This is a genomic window from Yersinia entomophaga, from assembly GCF_001656035.1.
Taxonomy (GTDB): domain Bacteria; phylum Pseudomonadota; class Gammaproteobacteria; order Enterobacterales; family Enterobacteriaceae; genus Yersinia; species Yersinia entomophaga.
Window position 1 is genome coordinate 2,150,432 of record NZ_CP010029.1, and the last position, 24,466, is coordinate 2,174,897.

The following is a 24,466-nucleotide window of genomic DNA, read 5'->3' on the forward strand; positions in this document are numbered from 1 at the left end:
GAGGATTCATCATGAGCCGTGAGATTAACAAAGACACCCGTTTGTGCATGTCACTGGCCGGACGGCCGGGTAACTTCGGCACCCGATTCCATAATTTCCTGTATCAAGAACTGGACCTCAACTACATCTACAAAGCGTTTACTACCACCGATATTCAGGCGGCGGTCGGCGGTATCAGAGCCCTAGGCATTCGCGGCTGCGCAATTTCCATGCCGTTCAAAGAAGCCTGTATTCCCTTCCTGGATGAATTAGACGCTTCCGCCACTGCTATTGAGTCTGTGAATACTATCGTGAATGACGATGGCTTCCTGCGGGCGTACAACACCGACTATATCGCTATCGCCAAGCTATTGAACCAATATCAGGTGCCAACTGAAAGCACCTTCATGCTGCGAGGCAACGGCGGAATGGCCAAAGCGGTCGTTGCCGCGCTACGCGATGCCGGTTTCAAACACGGTCATATCATTGCCCGTAATGAGACCGCCGGAAAAGCGCTAGCAGAAAACTACGGCTATCAATGGCAGGCCGACGTTGGCGATTTGACCGCCGATATGGTAATCAACGTGACGCCTATTGGTATGGCCGGAGGCGCAGAAGCCGAGACGCTAGCCTTTGAACCGGCAACCATTGAACAGGCTAAGATTGTGTTTGACGTGGTGGCTCTGCCAGCAGAAACACCATTGATTCGCTACGCTCGAGAGCAGGGCAAGCAGGTGATTACCGGCGCAGAAGTGATTGCGATTCAGGCCGTTGAGCAGTTTGTTCTCTACACCGGAGTGCGTCCAACCGATGAACAGGTAGAACGTGCCGCTGCTCACGCACGCGGTTAATATGGATTTCTGACCAGAACGTTTACCTGATTTCAGACATAAAAAAGCGCAGTATCAAACCGCGCTTTTTATTTGCAACCTGTCGCTTTCGCCTACTGGGCGTTAGCCGCTTCCATTCCGACCAATCCCACTTTGAGATAACCGGCTTTCCGCAGCGAATCCATCACGCTCATCAATGTTTCGTAATCCACACTCTTATCCGCCTGGAAGAAGATTGTGGTTTCCTTATTGGACTGCGTTCGCTTATCCAGCGCCACGGCCAGCGTTTCGCGGTCAACCTGCTGCTCGCCCACGAACAGTTGGTTATCGGCTTTCACCGACAGGAACACCGGTTTCTCAGGACGCGGTTGCGGCGCGGCGGAGGACGCAGGCAGATCCACTTTGATGTCTACGGTAGCCAAAGGCGCTGCCACCATAAAGATAATCAATAGCACCAGCATGACATCAATGAAAGGCGTTACGTTGATATCGTGTAATTCGCCGCTTTCATCAGGATTTTCATTCATGTGCATTGCCATAAATCACCCCGCACGCAGTTGTTGAGCATGGCTTGATGATTTATTTTCTGCGGTGCTGCTAGCCAGATCCAGATCGCGGCTCAATAACAGCAAGGCTTGCGCGGCAACATCACCCACGTGAGCGCGGTAAGTTCCGATCAGGCGAGCAAAGATGTTATAGATAACTACCGCAGGAATCGCCGCCACCAGACCTAATGCCGTTGCCAGCAAGGCTTCGGCAATACCTGGAGCCACCACCGCCAAATTGGTGGTTTGCGAATGAGCGATGCCAATAAAGCTGTTCATGATGCCCCAAACGGTGCCGAACAAACCGACGAACGGAGAGATAGCCCCGATAGTCGCCAGGAAGCCGGTTCCTTTGCCCATCTGACGGCTCACGGCAGCCACACGACGCTCCAGGCGGAAAGAGGCGCGCTCTTTGATACCGCCATTATCAGTGGATTCTGCCGATAGCTGACGCTCGTTTTCCGCTTCGCGCAGCAACATGCCACTGATGCTTTCCGGCGCAAAATCTTCGGCCTGCGCCAAAGCGTCGCTCAGATTAGTCGCCGAGCCGAGCACAATGTGCTCATGACGCAGGCGACGACGGGCGCGGTACAATTCCATACCTTTAGAGAATAAAATAGTCCAGGTAACAACCGACGCCAGCACCAGACCAATCATCACGGCTTTCACCACTACGTCTGCATGCTGGTACATACCCCAAACGGACAAATCCATCGCCAGACCTTGTGGAGCAGCAGGCGCCGCCGGAGTCACAGATTGTAGCGCAGGAGCAGGAGCGGCATCCGGCGTTGCGACAGAGGTTAACTCCGGCTGCGGCAGCGGAGTTGAAACCGCGGCGGTGTGCTGCGTTGACGCGGGCGCCACGCCAGCGGCAACTGCACTGCTATTACCTGGGGCTGCTAATGCCGGGCCAGATAAACCTGCGATTAACAAGAGCGCCATAACGCCGCGCCCTAACTTCACTCCCCGACCCTGGTTTGCGGCGAATGATTTATGTTCCATAACTTTGCCAGCTGTTTTCACGCTGCGCCTCCACCCAATATGCATATCAATTTAAGGACGAAATCAGTGGCGGATCATATCAAACAAATGACGGATTGATAGTAATTATCATTATTATTTGAGCCAATTTTTCTATCTAAAAGATAATTAAGGCAAACTCGCCGCCCAGACCGCTGTTTTTCATCGCCAGCCTGCTTCAAACGCTGATAACACTTGGGCTAAACAAGTAACAACCATAGGGTTTTATTCACATAAAACTCACTCGCCGTCGATTTTCTTTACCAATAAACCATTACTTTCTGTGCGTTTTGCAGCATTTTTTTGTGCGTAAACCGCCTTAAACAGCGGCTCCCCCTCTTTAAACGCCATCCGGCTAAAAGCGCACTACATCAAATGTTCATCATGCTAATTTAAATAAATAACCAATCAGATAATGGCTGGCAATCAATCCAGACCGACACTAACCAAGCAAGGTGAGCGCCCGTATGTCTTCAAAAAAATTAGAAACCACGTTGATCAGCGCAGGGCGCAGTAAAAAATTCACCCTGGGATCGGTTAATCCTGTGATTCAACGCGCATCGTCGTTGGTTTTTGACAGTGTAAAAGCCAAAAAGCACGCCACAATTAACCGTGGTAAAGGCGAACTATTTTACGGTCGCCGCGGCACATTGACTCACTTCGCCTTGCAGGAAGCCATGACAGAACTGGAAGGTGGCGCGGGCTGTGTGTTATACCCTTGCGGCGCAGCGGCGATCAGCAATGCCATTCTGGCCTTCGTATCCGCGGGCGATCATGTATTGATGACCGGATCGGCCTACGAACCAGCGCAGAGTTTTTGCGATAAAATCCTGTCGCGGATGCAGGTCAGTACCAGCTATTTCGATCCACTGATCGGCAGCGCCGTGGGTAAGTTGGTTCAGCCTAATACCAAAGTGGTGTTTTTAGAGTCGCCCGGCTCTATCACTATGGAAATACAGGATATTCCCGCGATGGTGCGCGCCATTCGCGCCGTTTCACCAAAAGTGATTATCATGATGGATAACACCTGGGCGGCGGGCGTGTTATTCAAACCTCTTGATTTTGATATCGATATTTCCATTCAGTCCGGCACCAAATATCTGATCGGCCATTCTGACGCCATGCTGGGCATCGCCGTAGCCAACGCGCGCTGCTGGGAACAACTGCGGGAAGACTCATATCTCATGGGGCAAATGGTGGATGCCGACAGTGCCTATCTGGCTAGCCGCGGCCTGCGGACGTTAAGTGTGCGCCTGAAACAGCACGAAGCTAACGGTATAGACGTTGCCAACTGGCTGGCGCAGCGCCCTGAAGTGGCTCACGTTTATCATCCGGCGCTGCCAGACTGTCAAGGCCATGAATTTTATAAACGAGATTTTTCTGGCTGCAACGGGCTGTTCTCTTTTGAACTCAAGCACCGCCTGAACCAGCAACAATTTGAAAACTATCTGGACAACTTTCACCACTTCAGTATGGCATTCTCTTGGGGCGGCTTTGAGTCACTGATTCTGGCTTACCAGCCGGAAGATATTAAAGCGATACGTAAATATGAAGCTATCGCGCATCAGGGCACTTTAGTTCGTGTTCATATTGGTTTGGAGAATACTCAAGATTTAATTGAGGATCTGGCCGCCGGCTTCGCTCGTATCGCCTCAGCGCAATAAGGCCTCTACCAGTGGGAACTGCGCTAATTTGTGCGGTTTTCACCGAAGTTAGTCTCTAAACCATCAACAGAATGAATATACCCCGCTAATTTTTGGTTAATGAGGATAAGATCAATGTGGCCTGAGTCTAATACCGATACACTGTAAGGATTCACGGATTATCTTCCCCACCAATAGGCAAACAGGAAAAGAAATGGATGTGTTACGCGAAATCCTTCATGCCTTATGGCAACAGGATTTTAGTAAACTTGCCGACCCCAATGTCATTTGGGTTATCTACGGCATACTTTTTACCACTTTATTTTTAGAAAACGGCCTGCTGCCCGCTTCCTTCCTCCCCGGAGATAGCCTACTGCTGCTTGCCGGTGCCTTAATTGCCAAAGGCGTTATGGCTTTTATTCCGACGCTGATTATTCTTACCATCGCGGCCAGTTTGGGCTGCTGGCTTAGCTATGTTCAAGGTCGATGGCTCGGAGATACCAAGGTCGTCAAAAGCTGGCTACTACAATTACCAATACATTATCGCCAGCGGGCGCACCAACTGTTTGTACGCCACGGTCTGGCAGCCCTGCTCATTGGCCGTTTTCTGGCTTTCGTTCGCACCTTACTGCCTACACTAGCGGGTATTTCTGGCCTGAATAGTACCCGTTTCCAACTATTTAACTGGCTGAGCGGATTGCTCTGGGTCGGTGCAGTGGTGGGTTTGGGCTTCGCCCTGAGCCAAATCCCGTTAGTGAAACACTACGAAAATCAGGTTATGACCGCACTGATGATTCTGCCGGTAGCCTTGCTGCTGATTGGGTTGGTCGGCTCACTGATTGTGGTGTGGTGTAAGCGTAAAAGCGCCACCGAATAACGCGTTCAGACACGCTGGCTATCCGCGATTCATCGAGCCAGCGTGCCCTTGGTTTTACTAGTGACTGCGCAGTTTTGCCCGCTCGTCGCTAGGCGTATGACCAAAGTAACGTTTAAATTCTCGGCTAAACTGCGACGCACTCTCATACCCCACCCGAATAGCCGCCGTACTGGCCTTCAATCCATCGTGAATCATCAATATTCTGGCTCGGTGTAAACGATAGGTTTTCAAATATTGCAGTGGAGAAGTATTGGTTACCGCTTTGAAATTATGGTGGAAAGCCGAAATGCTCATATTCACTTCTGCCGCCAACTGCTCCACATTAAGATTTTCTGCAAATTGATTCTCAATGCGCCGTAGCGCCTTAGCTATCTGATTAAAATGACTGTGACGATTCACCAACTCCTGCAACGGAGCACCACAAGGGCCGGATAGCACATAAAACAGAATCTCGCGCACGATTTGCGGCCCTAACACTCTGGCATCCAGCGGTTTGGCCATAACGTCCAACAGGCGCTCGGTGGCACACAGCATCTCTTCCGTAAGCAATGCAGCGTTGACGCCGTTGGTATTACCTCGGGGTTTATCCAGCTCATCGTCACCAATATCCACCAGCAGATCCTGTAGCATTGGGTGATCAACCTGAATGGATAATCCGGCAAGCGGTTCTTGCGGGCTGGCAAATGTTTCACATTCAAACGGCAGCGTCACCGTCAGTAACAGATAGTTTTTCGGATCATACTGAAAGATTTTACTCCCCAGATAGCCTACTTTTTTACCTTGAAAGATGATCACAATACTGGGGGTATACATCACCGGCGTACGTGGTTGATGGGCATTGGAAAACAGCAGCTTAACCTTGGGAACCGCGGACGTCGTCAACCCGTTTCCCTGTGCCAGTTGCGCGACTTTTTGCGCCAGTTCCCGCTGAATATCGTCAATGCTCACCATACCAACCTCATATTTCATAAAAAATATATCGACACGAATTTTGCTTTATTTATCACATTTCCTACAGTGGTTTGTAGAAATAGGCAAGAAGCTGGCAGAAATGAGCATTGAGCTATATGACTAAGTTACCCACAATAGCCCTCAGAGAAATTTGCCCAATAGGTTTTTTCCGTCGCAAGGACGCAGCCTAAGGGTGGGAAGCCCACTGGCTAATTTACTGGCCATTCAAGGTTGATACTGACTATTAGCCTATTAATCAACTACAGGTTGGATTATAAAATCATGCAAAACTTTACTCTTCATACCCCGACTAAAGTCCTGTTCGGTAAAGGCCAGATTGCTGAATTGGCGAACCAAATTCCTGCCGATGCCCGCGTATTGATTACCTACGGCGGCGGTAGCGTGAAAAGCACCGGCGTGATGGATCAAGTCTATCAAGCATTGAAAAACCATCAATTCGAAGAGTTTGGTGGTATCGAGCCTAACCCAACTTATGAAACCTTGATGAAAGCCGTTGAACTGATTCGCGCCGGTGATTTCGACTTCCTGCTGGCGGTCGGCGGCGGTTCCGTTTTGGACGGCACCAAGTTCATCGCTGCGGCCGTGGCTTACCCTGAAGATCCGTGGCAGATTCTAGAAACTGCCGGTAGCAACATCACCGAAGCTATTCCTATGGGTTCTGTACTGACCCTGCCAGCTACTGGCTCTGAAGCCAATAATGGCGCGGTAGTCAGCCGCCGTAGCACCGGTGACAAACGTCATTTCTTCTCACCGCACGTTCAGCCGCTTTTTGCCATTCTGGACCCAGTGGTGACCTATACGTTGCCTAAGCGTCAGGTCGCGAATGGCGTGGTAGATGCTTTCGTACACACCATTGAGCAATATCTGACTTACCCGGTAAATGCCAAGGTACAAGACCGTTTTGCAGAAGGTTTACTGCTAACCCTGATTGAAGAAGGCCCGAAAGCGCTTGAAAATCCGAAAGATTACGACGTTCGCGCTAATATCATGTGGAGTGCCACTATGGCGCTGAACGGTCTGATCGGTGCTGGCGTACCGCAGGATTGGGCGACTCATATGCTGGGCCACGAGCTGACAGCTCTGCATGGGTTAGACCACGCACAGACTCTGGCAGTGGTGTTGCCATCTCTGCTGGAAGCGAAAAAAGAGCAGAAACGCGCCAAATTGCTGCAATACGCAGAACGCGTTTGGAATTTGCATGAAGGGACCGAAGAACAGCGTATTGATGGCGCGATTGCCGCAACCCGTCATTTCTTCGAGGCAATGGGTGTACCAACCCGTTTGTCTGAATACGGTCTGGATGGCAGCACTATTCCAAGCCTGATCAAAAAGTTGGACGAACACGGCTACCGCAGCCTGGGGGAACACGGCGATATTACGCTGGCAGATAGCCAACGTATCTACGAAGCCGCAATCTGATTTAATCATTATCGATACTATAAAGGGTAAGGAAACGTCCTTGCCCTTCTCCTTTCAAATTTACGATGGCCATAGCCTCGATTTTTTCTTCCAGCATCGATACTTACTGCTAGGCTTAAATACCATATCCGCGGTTTTCATTTAGCTGTAGTTCCTGCCCAAGGGATAGCAACAGCCCCCTTTCTGGTACTGCAACACCTTTCGCCCTATTGCATCTCGTTTATCCATGGGAGAGTCATATGTCGAACCAATCAGTTACACCCTCGACTGAATCTGATAATCACATCCAGGCTTGGGCCGCTCCTGCTGCGGGCCAGCCGTTAGAATCCTTCGTATTTGATGCCGGGCCACTGGCTGATGATGATATTGAGGTCAGCATTGATTATTGCGGGGTTTGCCACTCAGATTTATCCATGATCAACAATGACTGGGGCATCACCGCCTACCCCTTTGTCCCCGGCCATGAAGTGGTGGGAAAAATCTCTCGTATTGGCCAACATGCCAAAAACAAAGGATTAAAAATCGGTCAAGTGGTGGGCGTTGGCTGGAATCGCGGCAGTTGTATGCATTGCCATCCCTGTGTTTCCGGCGATCAGCATTTGTGCCATGAAGTTCAGCCCACGATTATTGGCCGCCACGGCGGTTTTGCCGATCGGATTCGCAGTCATTGGGCATGGGCAATTCCGCTGCCGGAAGGTGTGGATATTACCAGCGCGGGGCCGCTATTTTGCGGTGGAATCACCGTCTTCAATCCTCTGCTGCAATACGATGTTCGCCCCACACAGCGAGTGGGCGTGGTCGGTATCGGCGGGCTAGGCCATATGGCGATTCGCTTTATGAAAGCCTGGGGCTGCGAAGTGACCGCTTTTACCTCGTCTAATACCAAACGTGACGAAGCGCTTTCTCTCGGCGCTCATCGCGTGGTTGCCAGCAATGACAGCAAAGCGCTGGCAAAAATTGCGAACCAGCTCGATTTTATCTTAGTGACTGCAAATGCCTCCTTGGATTGGGATGCCTATGTCAGTACGCTGGCACCTAAAGGTCGGTTGCATTTTGTCGGGGCGATCCCGGAGCCGGTTCCAGTGCATATTTTTGCTTTTATCGGGAAACAGGCTGAGCTATCGGCATCACCGACCGGCGCACCGGCTCGCTTGGCAGAAATGCTGGCGTTCTGTGCACGTCACGAAATTAAACCTCAGGTTGAGCATTTTCCCCTGAGCAAGATAAACGACGCCATTGAGCATTTACACGCGGGAAAAGCACGTTATCGCGTCGTGTTGGATATGCACGCTTAATGCATAAAATGATTAGCCTGATAATTAATAAATAATTTCGACTACGATAAATAAGAGATCGATTACTGAGTGTGCGGCTGGCTGCTTCGGCAAAACTGCCCGCAACCTTGAGGAGAAATTCATGACAAATCAACCGATTATTAAACTGCATGATGGCAGCATAATGCCCCAGCTTGGGCTAGGCGTATGGAAAGCTAGCCACGAGGACGTTCAGGCTGCGGTCACCAAAGCGCTGGAAATTGGCTATCGTTCAGTTGATACAGCGGCAATTTACAAAAATGAAGAAGGCGTAGGTTTAGCGTTGAAATCCGCCGCGATTCCTCGCGAAAAGCTGTTCATCACCACCAAACTCTGGAATGAAGATCAGGCTCATCCACAACAGGCGTTAGAAACCAGCCTGGAAAAACTCCAGTTGGATTATGTGGATCTGTATTTAATTCACTGGCCAGATCCAAAACAGAATCGCTTTGTCGCAGCTTGGCGGGAACTGATTAAGCTCAGAGAACAGGGGCTAACTCGCAGTATTGGCGTTTGTAACTTCCATATTCCACACCTGCAACGGCTGCTGGATGAAACCGGCGTCGCTCCGGTGATTAACCAGATTGAACTGCATCCTTTGCTGCAACAGCGTCAGCTTCACGCCTGGAATGCCACTCATCACATTGCCACCGAGTCCTGGAGCCCGCTGGCACAGGGCGGAGAAGGCGTATTTGAACAACCGCTGATTCATCGACTGGCGGAGAAATACAGCAAAACTCCGGCGCAAATTGTCATTCGCTGGCATCTGGATAGCGGGTTAATCGTCATTCCTAAATCCGTCACGCCGTCTCGTATCAGAGAAAACTTTGAAGTTTTTGATTTCAAACTGGAAAAAGACGAACTCAGCGAGATCGCCAAATTGGACATTGGCAATCGTCTGGGGCCAGATCCCGATAGTTTTTAAATAATGGCAGCCAAATACCGCGACAAAATTACGCGATTTTTGGTCAATCGACGAACGGTAAACTGGCATCTTGAATCGGCTTTTTAATCGGCTTTTTAATTTAGCTTTAAAAGCACGCGTGAACCTTCGAGTCAGGGATGTCACTCATCAATCCGCCAGGGATGGCGGATTGATGCATCGCATGTAAAGGTTCTGGCGCAGGTTAACGAACTTTCTGCTTAACCCGGCCCGCGTTTGTCGACTTTCCCCCAGGACGAGAGCCTGTTGAGGATGATTTGCCCTGGATATTGGCTGGCGCAGTTTTACCTGAACCTGATGACGTTTTACCTGATGATCCTTGACCCGATGGCGGGTTGCCTGATGGTTCTTTACCCGATGCTGATGGCACTTTACCCGATGTCATTTTACCTGACGTCGCTTTGCGAGACGTAACTTCGCCCGATATTGCTTTGCCTGAGTGGGCATGACCCGGCGTAACTTTAGGTGAACCACTCGGCTGACGCTGGCGTGCGATAGCGGTGTGTTTAGTCAGCGCTGGCGTATGGTGACGCAAAGATCGTCGAGCTTCCCGCTGTTCTTCTATCGTCGGCGCAGGCACCAGACACTCCCGACGCCCACCGATCAAATGTGCCATGCCCATATCTTCCAAAGCGGTACGAATCAGCGGCCAGTTGGCAGGATCGTGGTAACGCAGCAGCGCCTTATGCAAGCGACGCTGGCGATCTCCTTTTGGCACCACCACGTCTTCACTTTTGTAATCGACCTTAGACAACGGGTTTTTACCGCTGTAATACATGGTGGTCGAGTTGGCCAATGGCGACGGATAGAAGTTCTGTACCTGATCCAGACGGAATCGGTTTTTCTTCAGCCATAGCGCCAAATTAACCATATCCTCATCCCGAGTGCCGGGGTGAGCCGAGATAAAGTAAGGAATCAAATACTGCTCTTTACCCGCCTGTTTGGAATAGGTATCAAACAGTTCTTTAAAACGCTGGTAGCTGCCCATGCCCGGTTTCAGCATTTTTGACAGCGGCCCTTCTTCCGTATGCTCTGGCGCGATCTTCAGATATCCCCCCACATGATGAGAAGCCAGCTCTTTGATATAACGCGGATCTTCTACCGCCAAATCGTAACGCACTCCGGAAGCAATCAGGATCTTCTTCACCCCTTTTAGATCGCGCGCCCGACGGTACAGCGAAATAGTGGGCTGATGATTGGTATCCATATGGGTACAAATCTCAGGATAGACACAGGAAGCGCGGCGGCAAGTTTGTTCCGCACGCGGAGACTGGCAGCGCAGCATATACATATTGGCCGTTGGGCCACCAAGATCGGAGATAATACCGGTAAACCCTGGGACTTTATCGCGAATTTCTTCGATTTCGCGAATTATAGAATCTTCCGAACGACTTTGAATAATTCGGCCTTCGTGCTCGGTAATCGAGCAGAAGGAACAACCGCCGTAGCAGCCACGCATAATATTGATCGAAAAACGGATCATGTCATAAGCCGGTATTTTTGCGTCACCGTAAGACGGATGAGGAACCCGTTGATAAGGTAGAGCAAATACGCTGTCCATTTCCTCGGTGCTCAACGGAATCGCTGGCGGATTAATCCAGATATAGCGATCTCCGTGTTTTTGCATCAACGCTCGTGCGCAGCCTGGGTTGGTTTCATGGTGCAGAATCCGCGAGGTATGTGCATATAACACTTTGTCTGCTTTAACTTTTTCATAAGAAGGCAGCAAAACATAGGTTTTTTCCCACGGTTTAGGCTTGGCAGCTCGCACCGTCACCGGTTTAGCTTCCTCGGCATCTGCTTTCCCCTCCGGCGCGCAGGCTAAGTCATCACCGTAAGGATTCGGAATCGGCTCAATACGCCCCGGTTTATCCAAACGGCTAGAATCCACGCCGCTCCAGCCAGGCAAAGGCGTTTTACGAATCACTACGGTATTACGCACATCCTGAATATCAGCAATTTTCTCGCCAGCCGCCAGCCGGTGCGCCACTTCAACCAATGGCCGTTCGCCGTTGCCGTACACCAGCATGTCTGCTTTAGCATCAATAATCACCGAACGCCGCACCGTATCTGACCAGTAATCATAATGAGCGATTCGGCGCAAACTGGCCTCGATTCCGCCTAATATCACTGGCACATGCTTATAGGCTTCCTTACAGCGCTGGCTGTAAACCAAAGTGGCGCGATCCGGCCGTTTTCCACTTTCATTATTCGGCGTATAGGCATCATCGTGACGCAATTTACGATCGGCAGTATAACGGTTGATCATCGAATCCATATTGCCCGCAGTGACGCCAAAGAACAGATTTGGCTCACCCAACCGCATAAAGTCTTCTTTATTGGTCCAGTCCGGTTGAGCAATAATTCCCACGCGAAATCCCTGCGCTTCAAGCATTCTGCCCACAATCGCCATACCAAAGCTCGGATGGTCAACGTAGGCATCGCCGGTCACCACGATAATGTCGCAGCTGTCCCAGCCCAGCACGTCCATCTCCTCCCGCGACATGGGTAAAAAAGGCGCGGTGCCATAGCACTCGGCCCAATAAGGCGTGTAGGAAAATAGATCGCGTTCTGGCTGAATCAGGCTGGTACTCATGGCAATACTCTTTAATCAGGAGATGGAGAGGAGGATGCGGGTCAGGAAATCATCACAGGGCGGCGATTATACGCATTTATCCATGTAAAGAGGAAGGTTATCGGTGGTTTCTTTGATCCCCCACCGACTCGTGGAGATCGCCCAAGAAATTATCGAATAGACAAACAAATAGTTGCGGGCAATGACGTAGACCAGGCGGCGATTAACCGCCCTGTCTTGAAGAAGAAAGGATTAAATCGGAGCAGGCTGTGTCACCAATTGACCGGTAGAGCCGCGATCGGCCATTTCCAGCGTCTGGCTGTAGAACAGGAATGGGAAATGCTCGGAAGAGACCTGATTGAAATACACCAGCAGCTCTACATCGCCATCGACCCAAACCGTATCTTTCCAACCACGGTCTTCCGCCATTGCCGGAGCGCCGTTCACATTTTTCACTAGGAAAGATACGCCCTGAATATGGAAAGCCTGCGGCATATCGGCGTGCAGCGTCCAGCGTTCCCAGGTTCCCTGCTGCGCCTGTGCGTCAACCCGATTCATATCCCAAATCGCGCCGTTAATGCCCGGTAAGTTATCGCCCAAACGAAATTCACGAGAGCGTACAACGTTGCCGTCAAGAATTTGGTCGGCCAATAGTCGCATTGGCAGATTATCAGTTACCAGCGGCAGTAAACCCGTCGGCTTTAAGGTCAAAACCAGCGTGGAGATCAAGATACTGGAGGGTTCAAACAGCCCGCGCAGACGATCCATAATACCCGCAGACTCACCGGCAGTAATGGAAACCTCGCTGCCCTGCGACATATCAATCAACACTTCGCGTCGCTCACCCGGTGCCAGCGATAGCTGTTGTACAGCAACGGGCGCGGGCAGGAAACCCTGATCGCTAGCCACAACGTGGAAAGGTCGGCCATCGCTGATTTGCAGAGTATAGCGGCGGGAGTTCGAGGCGTTCAGCAAACGCAAACGCACCCATCCACGAGAAACTTCGACAAACGGACTTTGCACCCCGTTAACCAGCAAAGTATCACCGATAAAGCCGCCCTTGGCCGGCGGGTTATATTCCGGAACGCCAAAGCTGTCCAGTCGTTTGTCCTGAATAATAATCGGGAAATCATCAACGCCGTAGTGGCTAGGCAGCGGCAGTGCTTTACTCACCTCATCTTCCACCAACCACATTCCCGCCAGCCCGTTATAGACATGGGGAGCCATACGATTAGGCGTATTGGCGTGATACCAACAGGTGGCAGCGCTTTGACGGATCGGCAGCACTGGAGACCAATCTACGCCCGGTGACATCATGCGCGGCGCTCCGCCCATTAAAGTGCCGGGAACCTGTAAACCGCTGATAGTCATAGAAACCGGCTCAGACAGTCGGTTGCTGTAAATCAACTTGACATCATCGCCGCTGTACACTCTGACCGTTGGCCCCAGATAGGAGCCATTGATGCCCCACACTTCCGCCTTTTTACGGCCAGACATGAATGCCCAGTGCGCGCGCTGTAACGTTAAAAACAGCGGTTGGCCACGGCGGGATTCCAGCAATGGGGGAACCGGTAAGGGAGGTTGCTGCGTACCGCTAGCCTGTGCCCTCAATGGCAGTGAACCTGCGCATAGCGCTAAGCCCGAAGCCTGAATGAACTGGCGACGACTAAGTGACATATCTTCTCCGTGAAAAGCACTAACAAACCGTATGCAAAAGTTTTGCCCGCCGACGCCGCACGGGTATCAGCGGGCAAAACACTAACGATCAAAGTCGTTTAAAATAAAGGCATTTTTATTTTAGCGTATCCAGTAACATACTGGAGTCGCGTTATTTTTTTTCTGCTGCGTACTTAGCAACTTCAGCATCAAGCTGCTCAATTTTGGTCGCCATCAGATTACGGCAATGCTCGGCGAGTTCGCGCACTCGCTCTTTGCTGTAGCCGCTGGTATCAATAGGTGGCAGCATTTCTACTATCACCAATCCATTATTCCAACGGTTCAAATTAATATTACCATTGGTATTGGAAACACAAATCGGCACGATAGGTACGCCAGCGGCGATAGCAGCATGGAAAGCGCCAGTTTTAAACGGCAACAGACCACGACCGCGGCTACGGGTTCCTTCCGGGAACATCCAGATAGAAATATTACGTTTCTTAACTTGCTCAACCACTTGCGCAATAGTTCCGTGGGCTTTAGCGCGATTCTCGCGGTCAATCAGCAGGTTACCGGTCAGCCAATACAGTGGCCCAAACAGTGGAATCCACAGCAGGCTTTTTTTACCAACGGTTACCGTACCAGGCTGAACCACATTCGACATAGTAACCATATCGTAATTATTCTGGTGGTTAGCGATATAGATACAGTTGCCATACTCTGCAGCTTCCGCTGGAATACGTTGTTCAACGGTGATACCGAATAGTCGGGACATTCGGCCAAACAAATGTCCGAAGGTCGCAACGTGGCGGGGATTTCGTGGACTGAAAAGACAGTAAATCGAACCAAACACACACACCAATAAGCAATACAAAACCGCCAGTACTGAGCGCAAAATTAATAACATAACAACCTCTTGAAAACCTAATCGACGCTAGTATAGCGGCTGCGATAAAAAACACCGCGTAGATTCACCGCCATAATAAATTGCCATTACAGAAGGTTCAAATAATCTGGGGGAAAAGGCCAACGGCCATGGCTGATCGATCAAAGCGGTCAACCGTTTAAATCGATGCCGATGCGGATTGCCAGCCTGAATACGACTGGCAATCCGCTCAGGGACAATAGCTACTGGTTATTTTCAGGCTGTTCAGGGCGCGCAGGCGCGTCCACTTCAACCCGGTCTATCTTCTGCAATCCACGAGGCAACGGCGAGCCTTTGCGTCCACGTTCCGCACGGAATTTCTGTAAATCTTCTGGACGCAGCGTCAGCTTGCGTTTGCCGAAGTACAGCGTCACCGAAGTCTGCGGAGGCAAGACAAACAGCCAGGCTAGCCCGTCTTCCCCTGCCGCCGCCTGCGCCGCCGGAATAGAGACGATCTTATTCCCTTTCCCTTTCGACAACTCCGGCAAATCGGCCACCGGGAACATCAGCATACGTCCAGCCATGGTGATGGAAAGCAACATATCATCCGGGCCATGAATTTCCAGCGGCGGCAACGCTTTCGCGTTTTCCGGTAGAGTAATCATGGCTTTACCCGCGCGGTTCTTAGCCACCAGATCGTTGAAAGTACAGACAAAACCGTAACCGGCGTTAGAAGCCATCAACAGTTTTTGATCGTCCGGAGCCATCAACACCTGCTCAATGGTCGCCCCCGGAGGCGGCGTTAGCTTACCGGTTAGCGGCTCACCTTGCCCACGAGCAGACGGTAGCGTCAGCGGATCCAGCGCATAGCTGCGTCCGGTGGAGTCAATAAACACCACCGGCTGATTACTCTTGCCGCGAGCAGCGGAGCGGAAGCTATCTCCCGCTTTGTAACTTAAACCGCTTGGATCGATATCATGGCCTTTGGCGCTTCGCACCCAGCCCATCTCAGACAGCACAATAGTTACCGGCTCGGAAGGCACAATATCGTGCTCGCTCATCGCCTTGGCTTCACTACGTTCGGTCAGCGGCGAACGGCGATCATCACCATAAGCGGCCGCGTCTGCCTGAATTTCTTTTTTGATCAGCGTATTCAGCTTGCGTTCAGAAGCCAGCAGCGCCTGCAATTGATCGCGCTCTTTCGCCAGTTCATCCTGCTCACCGCGAATCTTCACCTCTTCCAGCTTGGCCAGATGACGAAGTTTCAGCTCCAGAATAGCTTCGGCCTGCGTTTCGGAAATCCCGAAATGCTGCATTAGCAATGGCTTAGGCTCATCTTCGGTACGAATAATATGAATCACTTCGTCGATATTCAGGAAGGCGACTAATAAACCCTCTAAAATATGCAGACGCTTCAATACCTTATCCAGACGATAGTTCAAACGCTTACGCACGGTGTCGCGGCGGAATTCCAGCCATTCGGTCAGAATTTCCAGCAAGCCTTTCACCGACGGACGATGATCTAGACCGATCATATTCATATTGATACGGTAGCTGCGTTCCAGATCGGTTGTCGCGAAGAGGTGGTTCATTACCTGTTCGAGATCGACGCGATTGGTTCGTGGCACGATCACCAGGCGAGTCGGATTTTCATGATCCGATTCATCGCGCAAATCCTCTACCATCGGCAGCTTTTTCGCTCGCATTTGGTTGGCGATTTGTTCCAGAACCTTGGCACCGGAAACCTGATGAGGCAACGCTGTAATCACCGCGCTGCCGTCTTCTTTTTTCCATACCGCGCGCATTCGCACAGAGCCACGGCCATTCTGATAAATCTTACGGATTTCGTCTCTTGGTGTAATGATTTCCGCTTCGGTTGGGAAATCAGGGCCTTGTACGAACTCTAGCAATTCTTCCAGCGAGGTATGGGGCTTATCAATCAACGCCACTACCGCCTGAGCAATCTCCCGCACGTTATGCGGCGGAATATCCGTCGCCATACCAACGGCAATGCCGGTAGTACCGTTCAGCAGTATGTTTGGCAGGCGCGCAGGCAGCATTTTCGGCTCCTGCATGGTGCCGTCAAAGTTTGGCACCCAATCCACCGTCCCCTGCCCCAATTCACCCAGTAGCACTTCGGCATATTTGGATAAACGAGATTCGGTATAACGCATCGCTGCGAACGATTTAGGATCGTCCGGTGCCCCCCAGTTACCCTGCCCGTCCACCAGCGGATAACGGTAAGAGAACGGCTGCGCCATCAACACCATAGCTTCATAGCAGGCGCTATCGCCGTGAGGATGGTATTTACCCAGCACATCACCCACGGTACGCGCTGATTTCTTAAATTTGGCACTGTTGCTCAGACCCAGTTCGGACATGGCATACACAATGCGGCGTTGTACCGGCTTTAAACCATCGCCGATAAACGGCAACGCCCGATCCATGATGACGTACATGGAATAGTTCAAATAGGCGTTTTCAGTAAATGTGTGCAGCGGTAAGCGCTCTGCACCGTCATGAGTCAAATCACTCATTACTTAATTATCCTCAGACTCGGGCGAGAAGATCGTGGCTTACAGCCAATCATCACCGGAAGTTCATTATAGATTTCTGCTCGCGATAGTAACTCATCTGCGGGGTAACTGTCACAAATCCAAAGCAATCTACGCGGGCAAATCTGCCTATTTTCGCCGCAGGCCACGAATTTTGCTGTCTGGCGCTTTTGTCGCTAAAAGCGACAGTTAGGATGAATATCCCCGCTTTGTTGCTTCGCAGTCAAAACTGTTCTGCCTAAAAGCCTATTTTTCTATGCGAATGCAATCATTAGCATACGCTGCAATCGAGATAGGCCAGAAATAATAGTCACGCTGTATACAGCATGTTGTTTTCACTGGTTGTCTTCACGCTACCCGGAGTATGCCATGAGTAACATACTGATTATTAATGCAAAGAAAGAATTTGCCCACTCAAAAGGGGCATTGAACGATACGCTGACCAAGGTTGCGACCGAGTGTCTGCAAGAAATCGGTCATCAGGTTAAGGTCACGGTTGTTGATCAAGGCTATGATATTGAATCTGAAATTCAGAATTTCCTCTGGGCCGATACGGTTATCTATCAGATGCCGGGTTGGTGGATGGGGCCGCCTTGGATTCTGAAAAAGTATATCGACGAAATCTTTACCGAAGGTCATGGCCGTTTGTATCAAAGCGATGGTCGTAGCCGTTCGGAAAACAGCAAGAAATACGGATCTGGCGGCCTGCTTCAAGGTAAAACTTACATGCTTTCCGTGACCTGGAATGCACCGGCAGAAGCCTTTACCGATCCAAATCAGTTCTTCCACGGCGTTGGCGTGGACGGCGTTTACCTGCCCGTTCATAAAGCGAATCAATTCCTTGGCATGGAACCTCTGCCAACCTTTATGTGCAACGACGTGATTAAACAGCCGGACATCGCAGGTGATATTGCACGTTATCGCCAGCATTTATCAACGCTGTTCGCCTAAAATCCAGCCCGATTTGGAGTGGTTATGATTAGCGTTTTCGCAGAAATTCAGGTTAAACCGGGCCGCCGTCAGGCGGTACTGGATTCCTTCGCCCAACTGCTGCCGGACGTACTGGCAGAGCAAGGCTGCGGCGGGTATGTCCCCATGGTTGATGTGCCAACTCAGTTAGCCTGGCAGCGCCAAGCGCCTGATTTCATTTTTATGTGGGAACAGTGGGCCAGCGTGCAACATCTGGAACAACATCTCGCCATGCCGCATATGAAGCGGCATCAGGAACGAGTGAAAGACGATGTATTGGACGTAGTTATCAATATTATTGATCACGCCCTGCCAGCCAAAGCCTGATGTATTTATATCGATAGCTTTTATGTCAGTCGCTTGAAAGTCAATAACACCCAATAGATTACATATTGATAGATTGCATAGTGGAGCAATAAGACAAACGAACGAATCTTTAGGCACTTATTCCACTCTGTGACTGAAGTCAGTAAAAGCGATCAACATCCCAGCAGAATGAAAGCGAAAAAGTCTAATGTGTCTACCGGCTATCCGCCCTCATCGGGTAGCCGGATTTCCCAATCTACGACTATTTTTCTGCTTTGAGCCAATGGCTACCCTGCAAACGAATCTGCTCGCTCACGTAATCCAGAAAGCAGGTGATCCGCGCAGCCAACTGCGTATTACGATAATAAACCGCATTGATCGGTTGCCAGGCTTCCAGCGTTTGCTCCGCCAGCACCTGCACCAAGCGTCCTTCCAACTGATCTTCCCGCGTCATAAAATCGGATAACTCGACGATTCCTTGTCCATTCAGTGCCAAATGGCGCAAAGTTTCCCCACTGGATGCCGCCAAGCAAGGCGTAATCGATGAGCGACCGCCGGGCAAATAAGGTAACGCCCACTGATTCAGAAATTCCGGTTGAGTAAATCCTAATAAGCTGTGCTCAGCCAGTGCTTCTATCGTTTCTGGCGCACCGTGGCGCTGAATATATTCCGGGCTAGCCAGAATCCGCAGACGGCTGGAACCCAATAAGCGGGCATGAATCGTCGAGTCGCGCAGAGCGCCAATACGAATGGCAACATCCGTCCGCTGCTCCAGCAGATCGATATTCAGATCGTCGGTATTCAACTCCAGATCGATCTGCGGATATAACTCGCGAAAACCGCCAATCATCGGCACGATCACATGCTGCATAAAAGGCACCGCGGCGTTGACTCGCAGTCTCCCGGCTGGTTTCAGCCGTCGCAGTGCGATTTGTTCTTCGGCATCATCCACCGCGCCAATAATCTGCCGAGCGTGAGCCAAAAACAGCTCTCCTTCCTCGGTTAACTCCAGCCGACGCGTGGTACGCCGCAGCAAGGTGGTTTCCAGTTTTTGCTCCAGACGGCTCAGCGCCCGGCTAATACCCGATGTGGTTTGATTGCGTTGTTCCGCCGCCGCCGTGATCGAACCGCTGTCCACCACCGAGATAAAAGCTTGAAGTTCTTCTAAGGTGATTTTCATTATTGACATCCAGGCAAAGATTTAAGCTATTTAACCGCAAAAACTTGTAGAAATGAAGCTGCGGTTAGCGGTCATAAACGACCACGCCCGGATCTGCATGAATGCAGCCGGGCGCGGTTTAACGCAAAGATCCGCAAAAAAAGAATTACACTTCGATCTCGGCGGTATCTCCCTTCTCTTGTAGCCAATTACGGCGATCTTCGGAACGCTTCTTCGCCAGCAGCATATCCATCACCGCCATCGTCTTATCGATATCGGTATCGTCAACGGTCAGCTGCACCAAACGGCGAGTATTAGGATCGAGCGTCGTTTCACGCAGCTGTAGCGGGTTCATTTCACCCAATCCTTTAAAGCGCTGAACGTTAGGTTTACCACGTTTACGCTTCAACTGCTCCAATACGCCAGTTTTTTCTTCTTCATCAAGCGCATAGAACACTTCTTTACCCAAATCGATACGGTACAGCGGCGGCATGGCCACATAGACATGGCCACCGCGCACCAGCGAGCTGAAGTGGCGTACAAACAGCGCGCACAGCAAAGTGGCGATATGTAGACCATCAGAGTCCGCATCCGCCAGAATGCAGATCTTGCCGTAACGTAGTTGGCTCAGATCTTCGCTATCAGGATCGATACCGATCGCGACTGAAATATCATGCACTTCCTGTGAAGCCAGTACCTCATCCGAGGACACTTCCCAAGTATTCAGGATCTTACCTTTGAGCGGCATGATGGCCTGATATTCACGATCTCGCGCCTGTTTCGCCGATCCGCCTGCGGAATCACCTTCTACGAGAAACAGTTCGGTCATGCTGAGATCCTGCGAGGTACAGTCTGCCAGTTTGCCGGGTAAAGCCGGGCCGCTGGTCAGCTTTTTACGTACCACTTTTTTCGCCGCGCGCATCCGGCGCTGCGCGCTGGAAATAGCCAGCTCGGCCAGTTGCTCAGCCGCCTGAACGTTCTGGTTTAGCCACAGGCTGAAGGCATCTTTCACCACGCCAGATACATAGGCCGCGCACTGACGAGAGGACAGGCGCTCTTTGGTCTGACCGGCAAACTGCGGATCCTGCATTTTGACGGAAAGCACGTAGGCGCAGCGTTCCCAGATATCGTCGGCGGACAGCTTCACGCCGCGCGGCAAAATATTGCGGTATTCGCAGAACTCACGCATGGCGTCCAGCAAGCCTTGGCGCAGGCCATTGACGTGAGTACCGCCTTGCATGGTAGGAATCAGGTTAACGTAGCTTTCTGTCAGCAGATCGCCACCTTCCGGTAGCCATAACAGCGCCCAGTCAATAGCTTCGGTATCCCCAGCGGAAGAACCGACAAACGGCACTTCCGGCAAAGTAATCAGGCCGTTGACCGCTTCCATCAGATAATCGGTCAGGCCATCGGCATAACACCAGCGTTGTTCGGTGTTATTCACCATGTCTTTAAAGACGATTTCCACGCCCGGACACAGTACCGCTTTTGCTTTCAGCAAATGTGACAAACGGGAAACGGAGAAACGCGGGCTATCGAAAAACGATTCATCAGGCCAGAAATGCACGCTGGTGCCGGTGTTTCGCTTACCGCAAGTACCAATCACCTGCAAATCCTGCACTTTATCCCCGTTTTCAAACGCCATGCTGTAAATCTGGCCGTCCCGGCGAACCGTCACTTCCACTCGACGAGACAAGGCGTTAACCACTGAAATCCCCACGCCGTGCAAACCGCCGGAGAATTGGTAGCTCTTATTAGAGAATTTCCCCCCGGCGTGCAGACGACAGAGAATCAGCTCAATGGCCGGTACGCCTTCTTCCGGGTGAATATCCACTGGCATCCCGCGGCCATCATCAATCACTTCCAGAGACTGATCGGCGTGCAGAATCACATCAATACGGCGAGCGTGTCCGGCTAGCGCTTCATCAACACTGTTATCTATCACCTCTTGGCCGAGGTGGTTTGGGCGCGTAGTGTCGGTATACATACCTGGACGACGACGTACTGGTTCTAGACCGCTGAGTACTTCAATGGCATCAGCGTTATAGCTGGATTGAGTCATGGTTTGATTAATGTTCGGCTAAGGGTTGGAGGGCTAGCGGTGACAGCCGGGTGAGTGATTACACTCACCGCATCTGGCGGCGATAACGTCACGCTGTATCAGGCAGTCGTTAGCCCTAAAAAATTCACAATCGGTGAGAAATAGTGTTCAAAGCCTACAAAGGCATGATTTCCACCTGATTCTACCGTTTGTCGACAAGAGGTGTAATAAGCAACCGCCTGTCGATAATCGAGGATTTCGTCCCCGGTTTGTTGCAATAGCCAGAGTAAATCAGGCGATTCCAACGGATCTATTTGCATGACTTTCAGGTCATAAACGTGACGAGACTCTAACACATATTGCTGACCCGTGTAGGGGTTCTGATTTTGCCCCAGATAATCAATCAACAGCTCGAAAGGACGTACCGCCGGGTTGACTACCACCGCCGGAATGCTGAAACACTGGGAAAGCCAGGTGGCAAAATATCCACCCAGCGAGGAGCCGACAATGCCCAGATTCTGCCCGGCCTTGCTCATAATGATATCTTCCAGCATTTCCGCCGCCTCTGCCGGAAACGGCGGCAACTGCGGTACCAACATGTCAATGTGCGGATGATTTTCCTGCAGCCAGCTTTTGAACGCGGTGGCTTTCGCCGACTGCGGAGAGCTGTTGAAACCATGCAGATAAAGAAGAGTATTCATCAATAGCCGTCCGCATCCATATTGGGGTTGAACTCGTCACTGTCCAGGCGGCGTACTTCCGTTTCCAGCGTACCGCCCGGCAATAAATCGAGGTAACGCCATCCCGGCGCTACGGTATCCAGAGTAAAGTTAGTACAGTGCGGTTTGAATTGCACGCAGGTTGACGGGCTGGCCAGCAGCCGCTTGCCATACCAATCAAGATCCAATTCCTGATGAATATGTCCGCACAGCAGCGTAGTGACGCGCGGATAGCGAATCAATACATCGGCCAGCATATGAGCGTTGCGCAGACTGTGTTGATCCAACCAGGTACAACCTGACGGCATCGGATGGTGATGTAGCAAAATCAAAGTGTAGCGTTCTGGATGAGCCTGTAAGCAGCGTTCCATCCACTCTAGCTGATGTTCGCTTAATTCACCGTAAGGCACACCAAAAACCTGGCTGTCCAATAAGAGAATCTGCCAGTTATCGCCTACAAACGCCTGTTTTGATGGCGCAATATTTGCCGCGGCCAGCACATCTACCATTGCCGGCTGGAAATCATGATTTCCCGGCAACCAAAGGCATGGCGCAGACAAACGGGCAATACCCTGCGCAAAATGCTGATAAGCCGCTATAGACTGATCCTGCGCCAGATCGCCGGTCGCAACGATCAGATCGTAGGAGTACTTTTCGGCAATAATTGCATCCAATACCGCCCGATAGCTGCGTCCGGTATTGACACCCAGCAAGGTTTCATCCTCACCGGCAAAAAGGTGGGTATCTGTTATTTGTAATATTCTGACCCTGGCCCCACTCGCCATAGGCAGTTCAAACAGGCTTTCCAATTGGTATCCTTGTTTTAAGTCTGTCTAACAAACCGGAACCGCCACAGCTCCATGCGCCAAGCAATAGCGCAACCAGTCAGCAAGAAACTGGTTAATTTGATGCTTTTCGTCCCGTTGATGCAACTTTTTATTCGGATAATCATAACTTGCTTTGAACCGGGAGATCTGCTGACTGGCACACACTTCCGCTACCCTGGCATCATGGTAAAGGCGTACCGACATCGAAGGCAGCCCCCAATGGCCGACGACTGGCGCAGTCTGCACAATCTCAACCACCGTAGTGTAGCGAGTCGATTCCAAGATAGTTAATCGATAACAGATGCTATTGACCTGATAAGCCATGCTTTCATTCACTTCGTCAGTGCGCGGCGTTAAACGACGCAATTGTGCGTAATTAGTTTCGCACACCCGCATCATTTCAGGAAAATCAGGCGTATAGCGTTTAGACATTATTTTTCCCACTCTTTTCTCAGCAACTGATGGTGCAACGCCAGCCATTGTAATGCAATGACCGAAGCGGCGTTATCGATAACGCCTTCTTCCACCCAGCGGTAGGCCTGCTCGCGGCTAACCACGTGGACGCGAATATCTTCATTCTCTTCTTCCAGACCGTGAATACCGGAGGCCGTGGTGGCATCCACTTCACCGACCATAATCGATAAACGCTCGCTGGTACCACCGGGGCTGGCCAGATAACTCAATACCGGTTTACAGCGCCCAACGATGATACCTGCCTCTTCCTGCGCTTCGCGGCGGGCGACCTCTTCCACACTCTCCCCCGGCTCGATCATGCCAGCGACCATCTCCAGTAGCCAAGGAGACTCACTGGAATCAATAGCTGCGATACGCAGTTGCTCCACCAGCACCACTTCGTCCCGGATCGGATCATAAGGAAGCAAAACCGCCGCATGGCCGCGCTCAAAAATCTCCCTTTTTACCTCACCACTCATTTCACCGTTGAATAGGCGATGACGGAAGCGATACAGATTCAATGAAAAAAAACCGCTGTAAAGTGACTCACGTGCAATAATTTCCACATCATTCTTATTCAAAGTTACCGGTGACTCTTGGGGCAATGACATATACTTTTCTCCTACCTGAGTATTGTGCCGATATACTAATTTTTTATGACACTCGTTTTACTGATATAAAAAGTAAAAGTCTTCGCGAATAAAAAATGATAAGCGGCGGGCTAGCTATGCTGTCTGAGTTTAAAATAGCAAGCGTGGCGGCCTTATGGGAATGGTTGGAAGAATACTGGTTTAAGTTTG

The 24,466-nt window shown here is 50.9% G+C and carries 20 protein-coding genes and 1 pseudogene; 8 read left to right on the top strand and 13 right to left on the bottom strand.

Going from position 1 to position 24,466, the window contains the following annotated elements; genetic code table 11:
• The first annotated feature begins 11 nt into the window (after positions 1–11).
• On the top strand, positions 12–830 hold the full coding sequence (locus PL78_RS09805) for a shikimate 5-dehydrogenase (protein ID WP_064515133.1): 819 nt from the start codon (positions 12–14) through the stop codon (positions 828–830).
• Between the two features lie 92 nt (positions 831–922).
• Here PL78_RS09805 and exbD read toward each other — a convergent pair whose 3' ends face one another.
• Positions 923–1,348: a TonB system transport protein ExbD gene (exbD, locus tag PL78_RS09810; RefSeq protein WP_064515135.1), complete on the bottom strand. Its 426-nt coding sequence runs from the start codon at positions 1,346–1,348 to the stop codon at positions 923–925.
• Between the two features lie 3 nt (positions 1,349–1,351).
• Positions 1,352–2,377, bottom strand: a complete 1,026-nt coding sequence (gene exbB, locus PL78_RS09815; RefSeq protein WP_084414321.1) for a tonB-system energizer ExbB — start codon at positions 2,375–2,377, stop codon at positions 1,352–1,354.
• Between the two features lie 464 nt (positions 2,378–2,841).
• Here exbB and metC point away from each other — a divergent pair, with 464 nt between their 5' ends.
• Positions 2,842–4,038 (top strand): cystathionine beta-lyase, encoded by a 1,197-nt coding sequence (gene metC / locus PL78_RS09820; protein WP_120805765.1) that lies wholly within the window; start codon positions 2,842–2,844, stop codon positions 4,036–4,038.
• A 193-nt stretch (positions 4,039–4,231) separates the two neighbouring features.
• A complete protein-coding gene (locus PL78_RS09825) occupies positions 4,232–4,894 on the top strand; it encodes a DedA family protein (protein WP_064515139.1) in 663 nt (220 codons plus the stop codon).
• Between the two features lie 57 nt (positions 4,895–4,951).
• Here the strand turns inward: PL78_RS09825 and PL78_RS09830 are convergent, their stop codons facing one another.
• A complete protein-coding gene (locus PL78_RS09830; RefSeq protein WP_064515141.1) occupies positions 4,952–5,845 on the bottom strand; it encodes an AraC family transcriptional regulator in 894 nt (297 codons plus the stop codon).
• Between the two features lie 282 nt (positions 5,846–6,127).
• Between PL78_RS09830 and yqhD the strand changes: the two genes are divergently transcribed.
• The 3 genes from yqhD to dkgA all read left to right on the top strand — a co-directional run bounded on the left by yqhD (position 6,128) and on the right by dkgA (position 9,523).
• Positions 6,128–7,285, top strand: coding sequence for an alcohol dehydrogenase (gene yqhD / locus PL78_RS09835; RefSeq protein ID WP_064515143.1), 1,158 nt, complete (start codon positions 6,128–6,130; stop codon positions 7,283–7,285).
• A 239-nt stretch (positions 7,286–7,524) separates the two neighbouring features.
• Positions 7,525–8,580: an NADPH-dependent aldehyde reductase Ahr gene (gene ahr, locus PL78_RS09840; RefSeq protein WP_064515145.1), complete on the top strand. Its 1,056-nt coding sequence runs from the start codon at positions 7,525–7,527 to the stop codon at positions 8,578–8,580.
• A gap of 121 nt (positions 8,581–8,701) precedes the next feature.
• Positions 8,702–9,523 carry a 2,5-didehydrogluconate reductase DkgA gene (gene dkgA, locus PL78_RS09845; protein WP_064515148.1) on the top strand — a complete coding sequence of 274 codons (822 nt, stop codon included), beginning with the start codon at positions 8,702–8,704 and terminating at the stop codon, positions 9,521–9,523.
• 403 nt (positions 9,524–9,926) lie between these two features.
• On the opposite strand, the pseudogene PL78_RS09850 reads toward dkgA, so the two are convergent.
• The 4 genes and pseudogenes from PL78_RS09850 to parC form a co-directional block, all read right to left on the bottom strand.
• A pseudogene (locus tag PL78_RS09850) lies at positions 9,927–12,137 on the bottom strand (YgiQ family radical SAM protein); the annotation flags it as partial.
• A gap of 231 nt (positions 12,138–12,368) precedes the next feature.
• Positions 12,369–13,793 carry a cell division protein FtsP gene (gene ftsP, locus PL78_RS09855; protein WP_064515150.1) on the bottom strand — a complete coding sequence of 475 codons (1,425 nt, stop codon included), beginning with the start codon at positions 13,791–13,793 and terminating at the stop codon, positions 12,369–12,371.
• 151 nt (positions 13,794–13,944) lie between these two features.
• Positions 13,945–14,679, bottom strand: a complete 735-nt coding sequence (locus PL78_RS09860) for a 1-acylglycerol-3-phosphate O-acyltransferase (protein WP_064515152.1) — start codon at positions 14,677–14,679, stop codon at positions 13,945–13,947.
• Between the two features lie 221 nt (positions 14,680–14,900).
• Positions 14,901–17,174, bottom strand: a complete 2,274-nt coding sequence (gene parC, locus PL78_RS09865) for a DNA topoisomerase IV subunit A (RefSeq protein WP_064515154.1) — start codon at positions 17,172–17,174, stop codon at positions 14,901–14,903.
• Positions 17,175–17,561: 387 nt separating this feature from the next.
• On the opposite strand from parC, the gene PL78_RS09870 reads away from it, so the two are divergent.
• On the top strand, positions 17,562–18,143 hold the full coding sequence (locus PL78_RS09870) for an NAD(P)H-dependent oxidoreductase (RefSeq protein WP_064515156.1): 582 nt from the start codon (positions 17,562–17,564) through the stop codon (positions 18,141–18,143).
• 24 nt (positions 18,144–18,167) lie between these two features.
• Positions 18,168–18,488, top strand: coding sequence for a putative quinol monooxygenase (locus PL78_RS09875; protein ID WP_064515158.1), 321 nt, complete (start codon positions 18,168–18,170; stop codon positions 18,486–18,488).
• A 241-nt stretch (positions 18,489–18,729) separates the two neighbouring features.
• On the opposite strand, the gene PL78_RS09880 is transcribed toward PL78_RS09875, so the two are convergent.
• The 6 genes from PL78_RS09880 to nudF form a co-directional block, all read right to left on the bottom strand.
• Positions 18,730–19,647 (bottom strand): LysR substrate-binding domain-containing protein, encoded by a 918-nt coding sequence (locus tag PL78_RS09880; RefSeq protein ID WP_064515160.1) that lies wholly within the window; start codon positions 19,645–19,647, stop codon positions 18,730–18,732.
• Between the two features lie 145 nt (positions 19,648–19,792).
• Complete coding sequence (gene parE / locus PL78_RS09885; RefSeq protein ID WP_064515162.1) at positions 19,793–21,688, bottom strand: DNA topoisomerase IV subunit B; 1,896 nt, start codon at positions 21,686–21,688, stop codon at positions 19,793–19,795.
• Between the two features lie 98 nt (positions 21,689–21,786).
• Positions 21,787–22,368 carry an esterase YqiA gene (gene yqiA, locus PL78_RS09890; protein ID WP_064515163.1) on the bottom strand — a complete coding sequence of 194 codons (582 nt, stop codon included), beginning with the start codon at positions 22,366–22,368 and terminating at the stop codon, positions 21,787–21,789.
• Positions 22,368–23,195, bottom strand: a complete 828-nt coding sequence (gene cpdA / locus PL78_RS09895) for a 3',5'-cyclic-AMP phosphodiesterase (protein ID WP_064515165.1) — start codon at positions 23,193–23,195, stop codon at positions 22,368–22,370. Before cpdA ends, yqiA begins: the two co-directional genes overlap by 1 nt.
• A 24-nt stretch (positions 23,196–23,219) precedes the next feature.
• On the bottom strand, positions 23,220–23,645 hold the full coding sequence (locus tag PL78_RS09900; protein ID WP_064515167.1) for a DUF1249 family protein: 426 nt from the start codon (positions 23,643–23,645) through the stop codon (positions 23,220–23,222).
• Positions 23,645–24,277, bottom strand: a complete 633-nt coding sequence (nudF, locus tag PL78_RS09905; protein ID WP_064515168.1) for an ADP-ribose diphosphatase — start codon at positions 24,275–24,277, stop codon at positions 23,645–23,647. Before nudF ends, PL78_RS09900 begins: the two co-directional genes overlap by 1 nt.
• Positions 24,278–24,466 lie beyond the last annotated feature (189 nt).

Excerpts from the sequence above, each read along its gene's own strand:
- PL78_RS09880 (WP_064515160.1), bottom strand. The coding sequence starts at position 19,647 with ATGAAAATCACCTTAGAAGAACTTCAAGCTTTTATCTCGGTGGTGGAC.
- PL78_RS09870 (WP_064515156.1), top strand. The coding sequence starts at position 17,562 with ATGAGTAACATACTGATTATTAATGCAAAGAAAGAATTTGCCCACTCA.
- metC (WP_120805765.1), top strand. The coding sequence starts at position 2,842 with ATGTCTTCAAAAAAATTAGAAACCACGTTGATCAGCGCAGGGCGCAGT.
- dkgA (WP_064515148.1), top strand. The coding sequence starts at position 8,702 with ATGACAAATCAACCGATTATTAAACTGCATGATGGCAGCATAATGCCC.
- PL78_RS09900 (WP_064515167.1), bottom strand. The coding sequence starts at position 23,645 with ATGTCTAAACGCTATACGCCTGATTTTCCTGAAATGATGCGGGTGTGC.
- PL78_RS09825 (WP_064515139.1), top strand. The coding sequence starts at position 4,232 with ATGGATGTGTTACGCGAAATCCTTCATGCCTTATGGCAACAGGATTTT.
- PL78_RS09830 (WP_064515141.1), bottom strand. The coding sequence starts at position 5,845 with ATGGTGAGCATTGACGATATTCAGCGGGAACTGGCGCAAAAAGTCGCG.
- nudF (WP_064515168.1), bottom strand. The coding sequence starts at position 24,277 with ATGTCATTGCCCCAAGAGTCACCGGTAACTTTGAATAAGAATGATGTG.
- ftsP (WP_064515150.1), bottom strand. The coding sequence starts at position 13,793 with ATGTCACTTAGTCGTCGCCAGTTCATTCAGGCTTCGGGCTTAGCGCTA.
- yqhD (WP_064515143.1), top strand. The coding sequence starts at position 6,128 with ATGCAAAACTTTACTCTTCATACCCCGACTAAAGTCCTGTTCGGTAAA.
- yqiA (WP_064515163.1), bottom strand. The coding sequence starts at position 22,368 with ATGAATACTCTTCTTTATCTGCATGGTTTCAACAGCTCTCCGCAGTCG.
- PL78_RS09805 (WP_064515133.1), top strand. The coding sequence starts at position 12 with ATGAGCCGTGAGATTAACAAAGACACCCGTTTGTGCATGTCACTGGCC.
- exbD (WP_064515135.1), bottom strand. The coding sequence starts at position 1,348 with ATGGCAATGCACATGAATGAAAATCCTGATGAAAGCGGCGAATTACAC.
- PL78_RS09860 (WP_064515152.1), bottom strand. The coding sequence starts at position 14,679 with ATGTTATTAATTTTGCGCTCAGTACTGGCGGTTTTGTATTGCTTATTG.
- parC (WP_064515154.1), bottom strand. The coding sequence starts at position 17,174 with ATGAGTGATTTGACTCATGACGGTGCAGAGCGCTTACCGCTGCACACA.
- ahr (WP_064515145.1), top strand. The coding sequence starts at position 7,525 with ATGTCGAACCAATCAGTTACACCCTCGACTGAATCTGATAATCACATC.
- PL78_RS09875 (WP_064515158.1), top strand. The coding sequence starts at position 18,168 with ATGATTAGCGTTTTCGCAGAAATTCAGGTTAAACCGGGCCGCCGTCAG.
- parE (WP_064515162.1), bottom strand. The coding sequence starts at position 21,688 with ATGACTCAATCCAGCTATAACGCTGATGCCATTGAAGTACTCAGCGGT.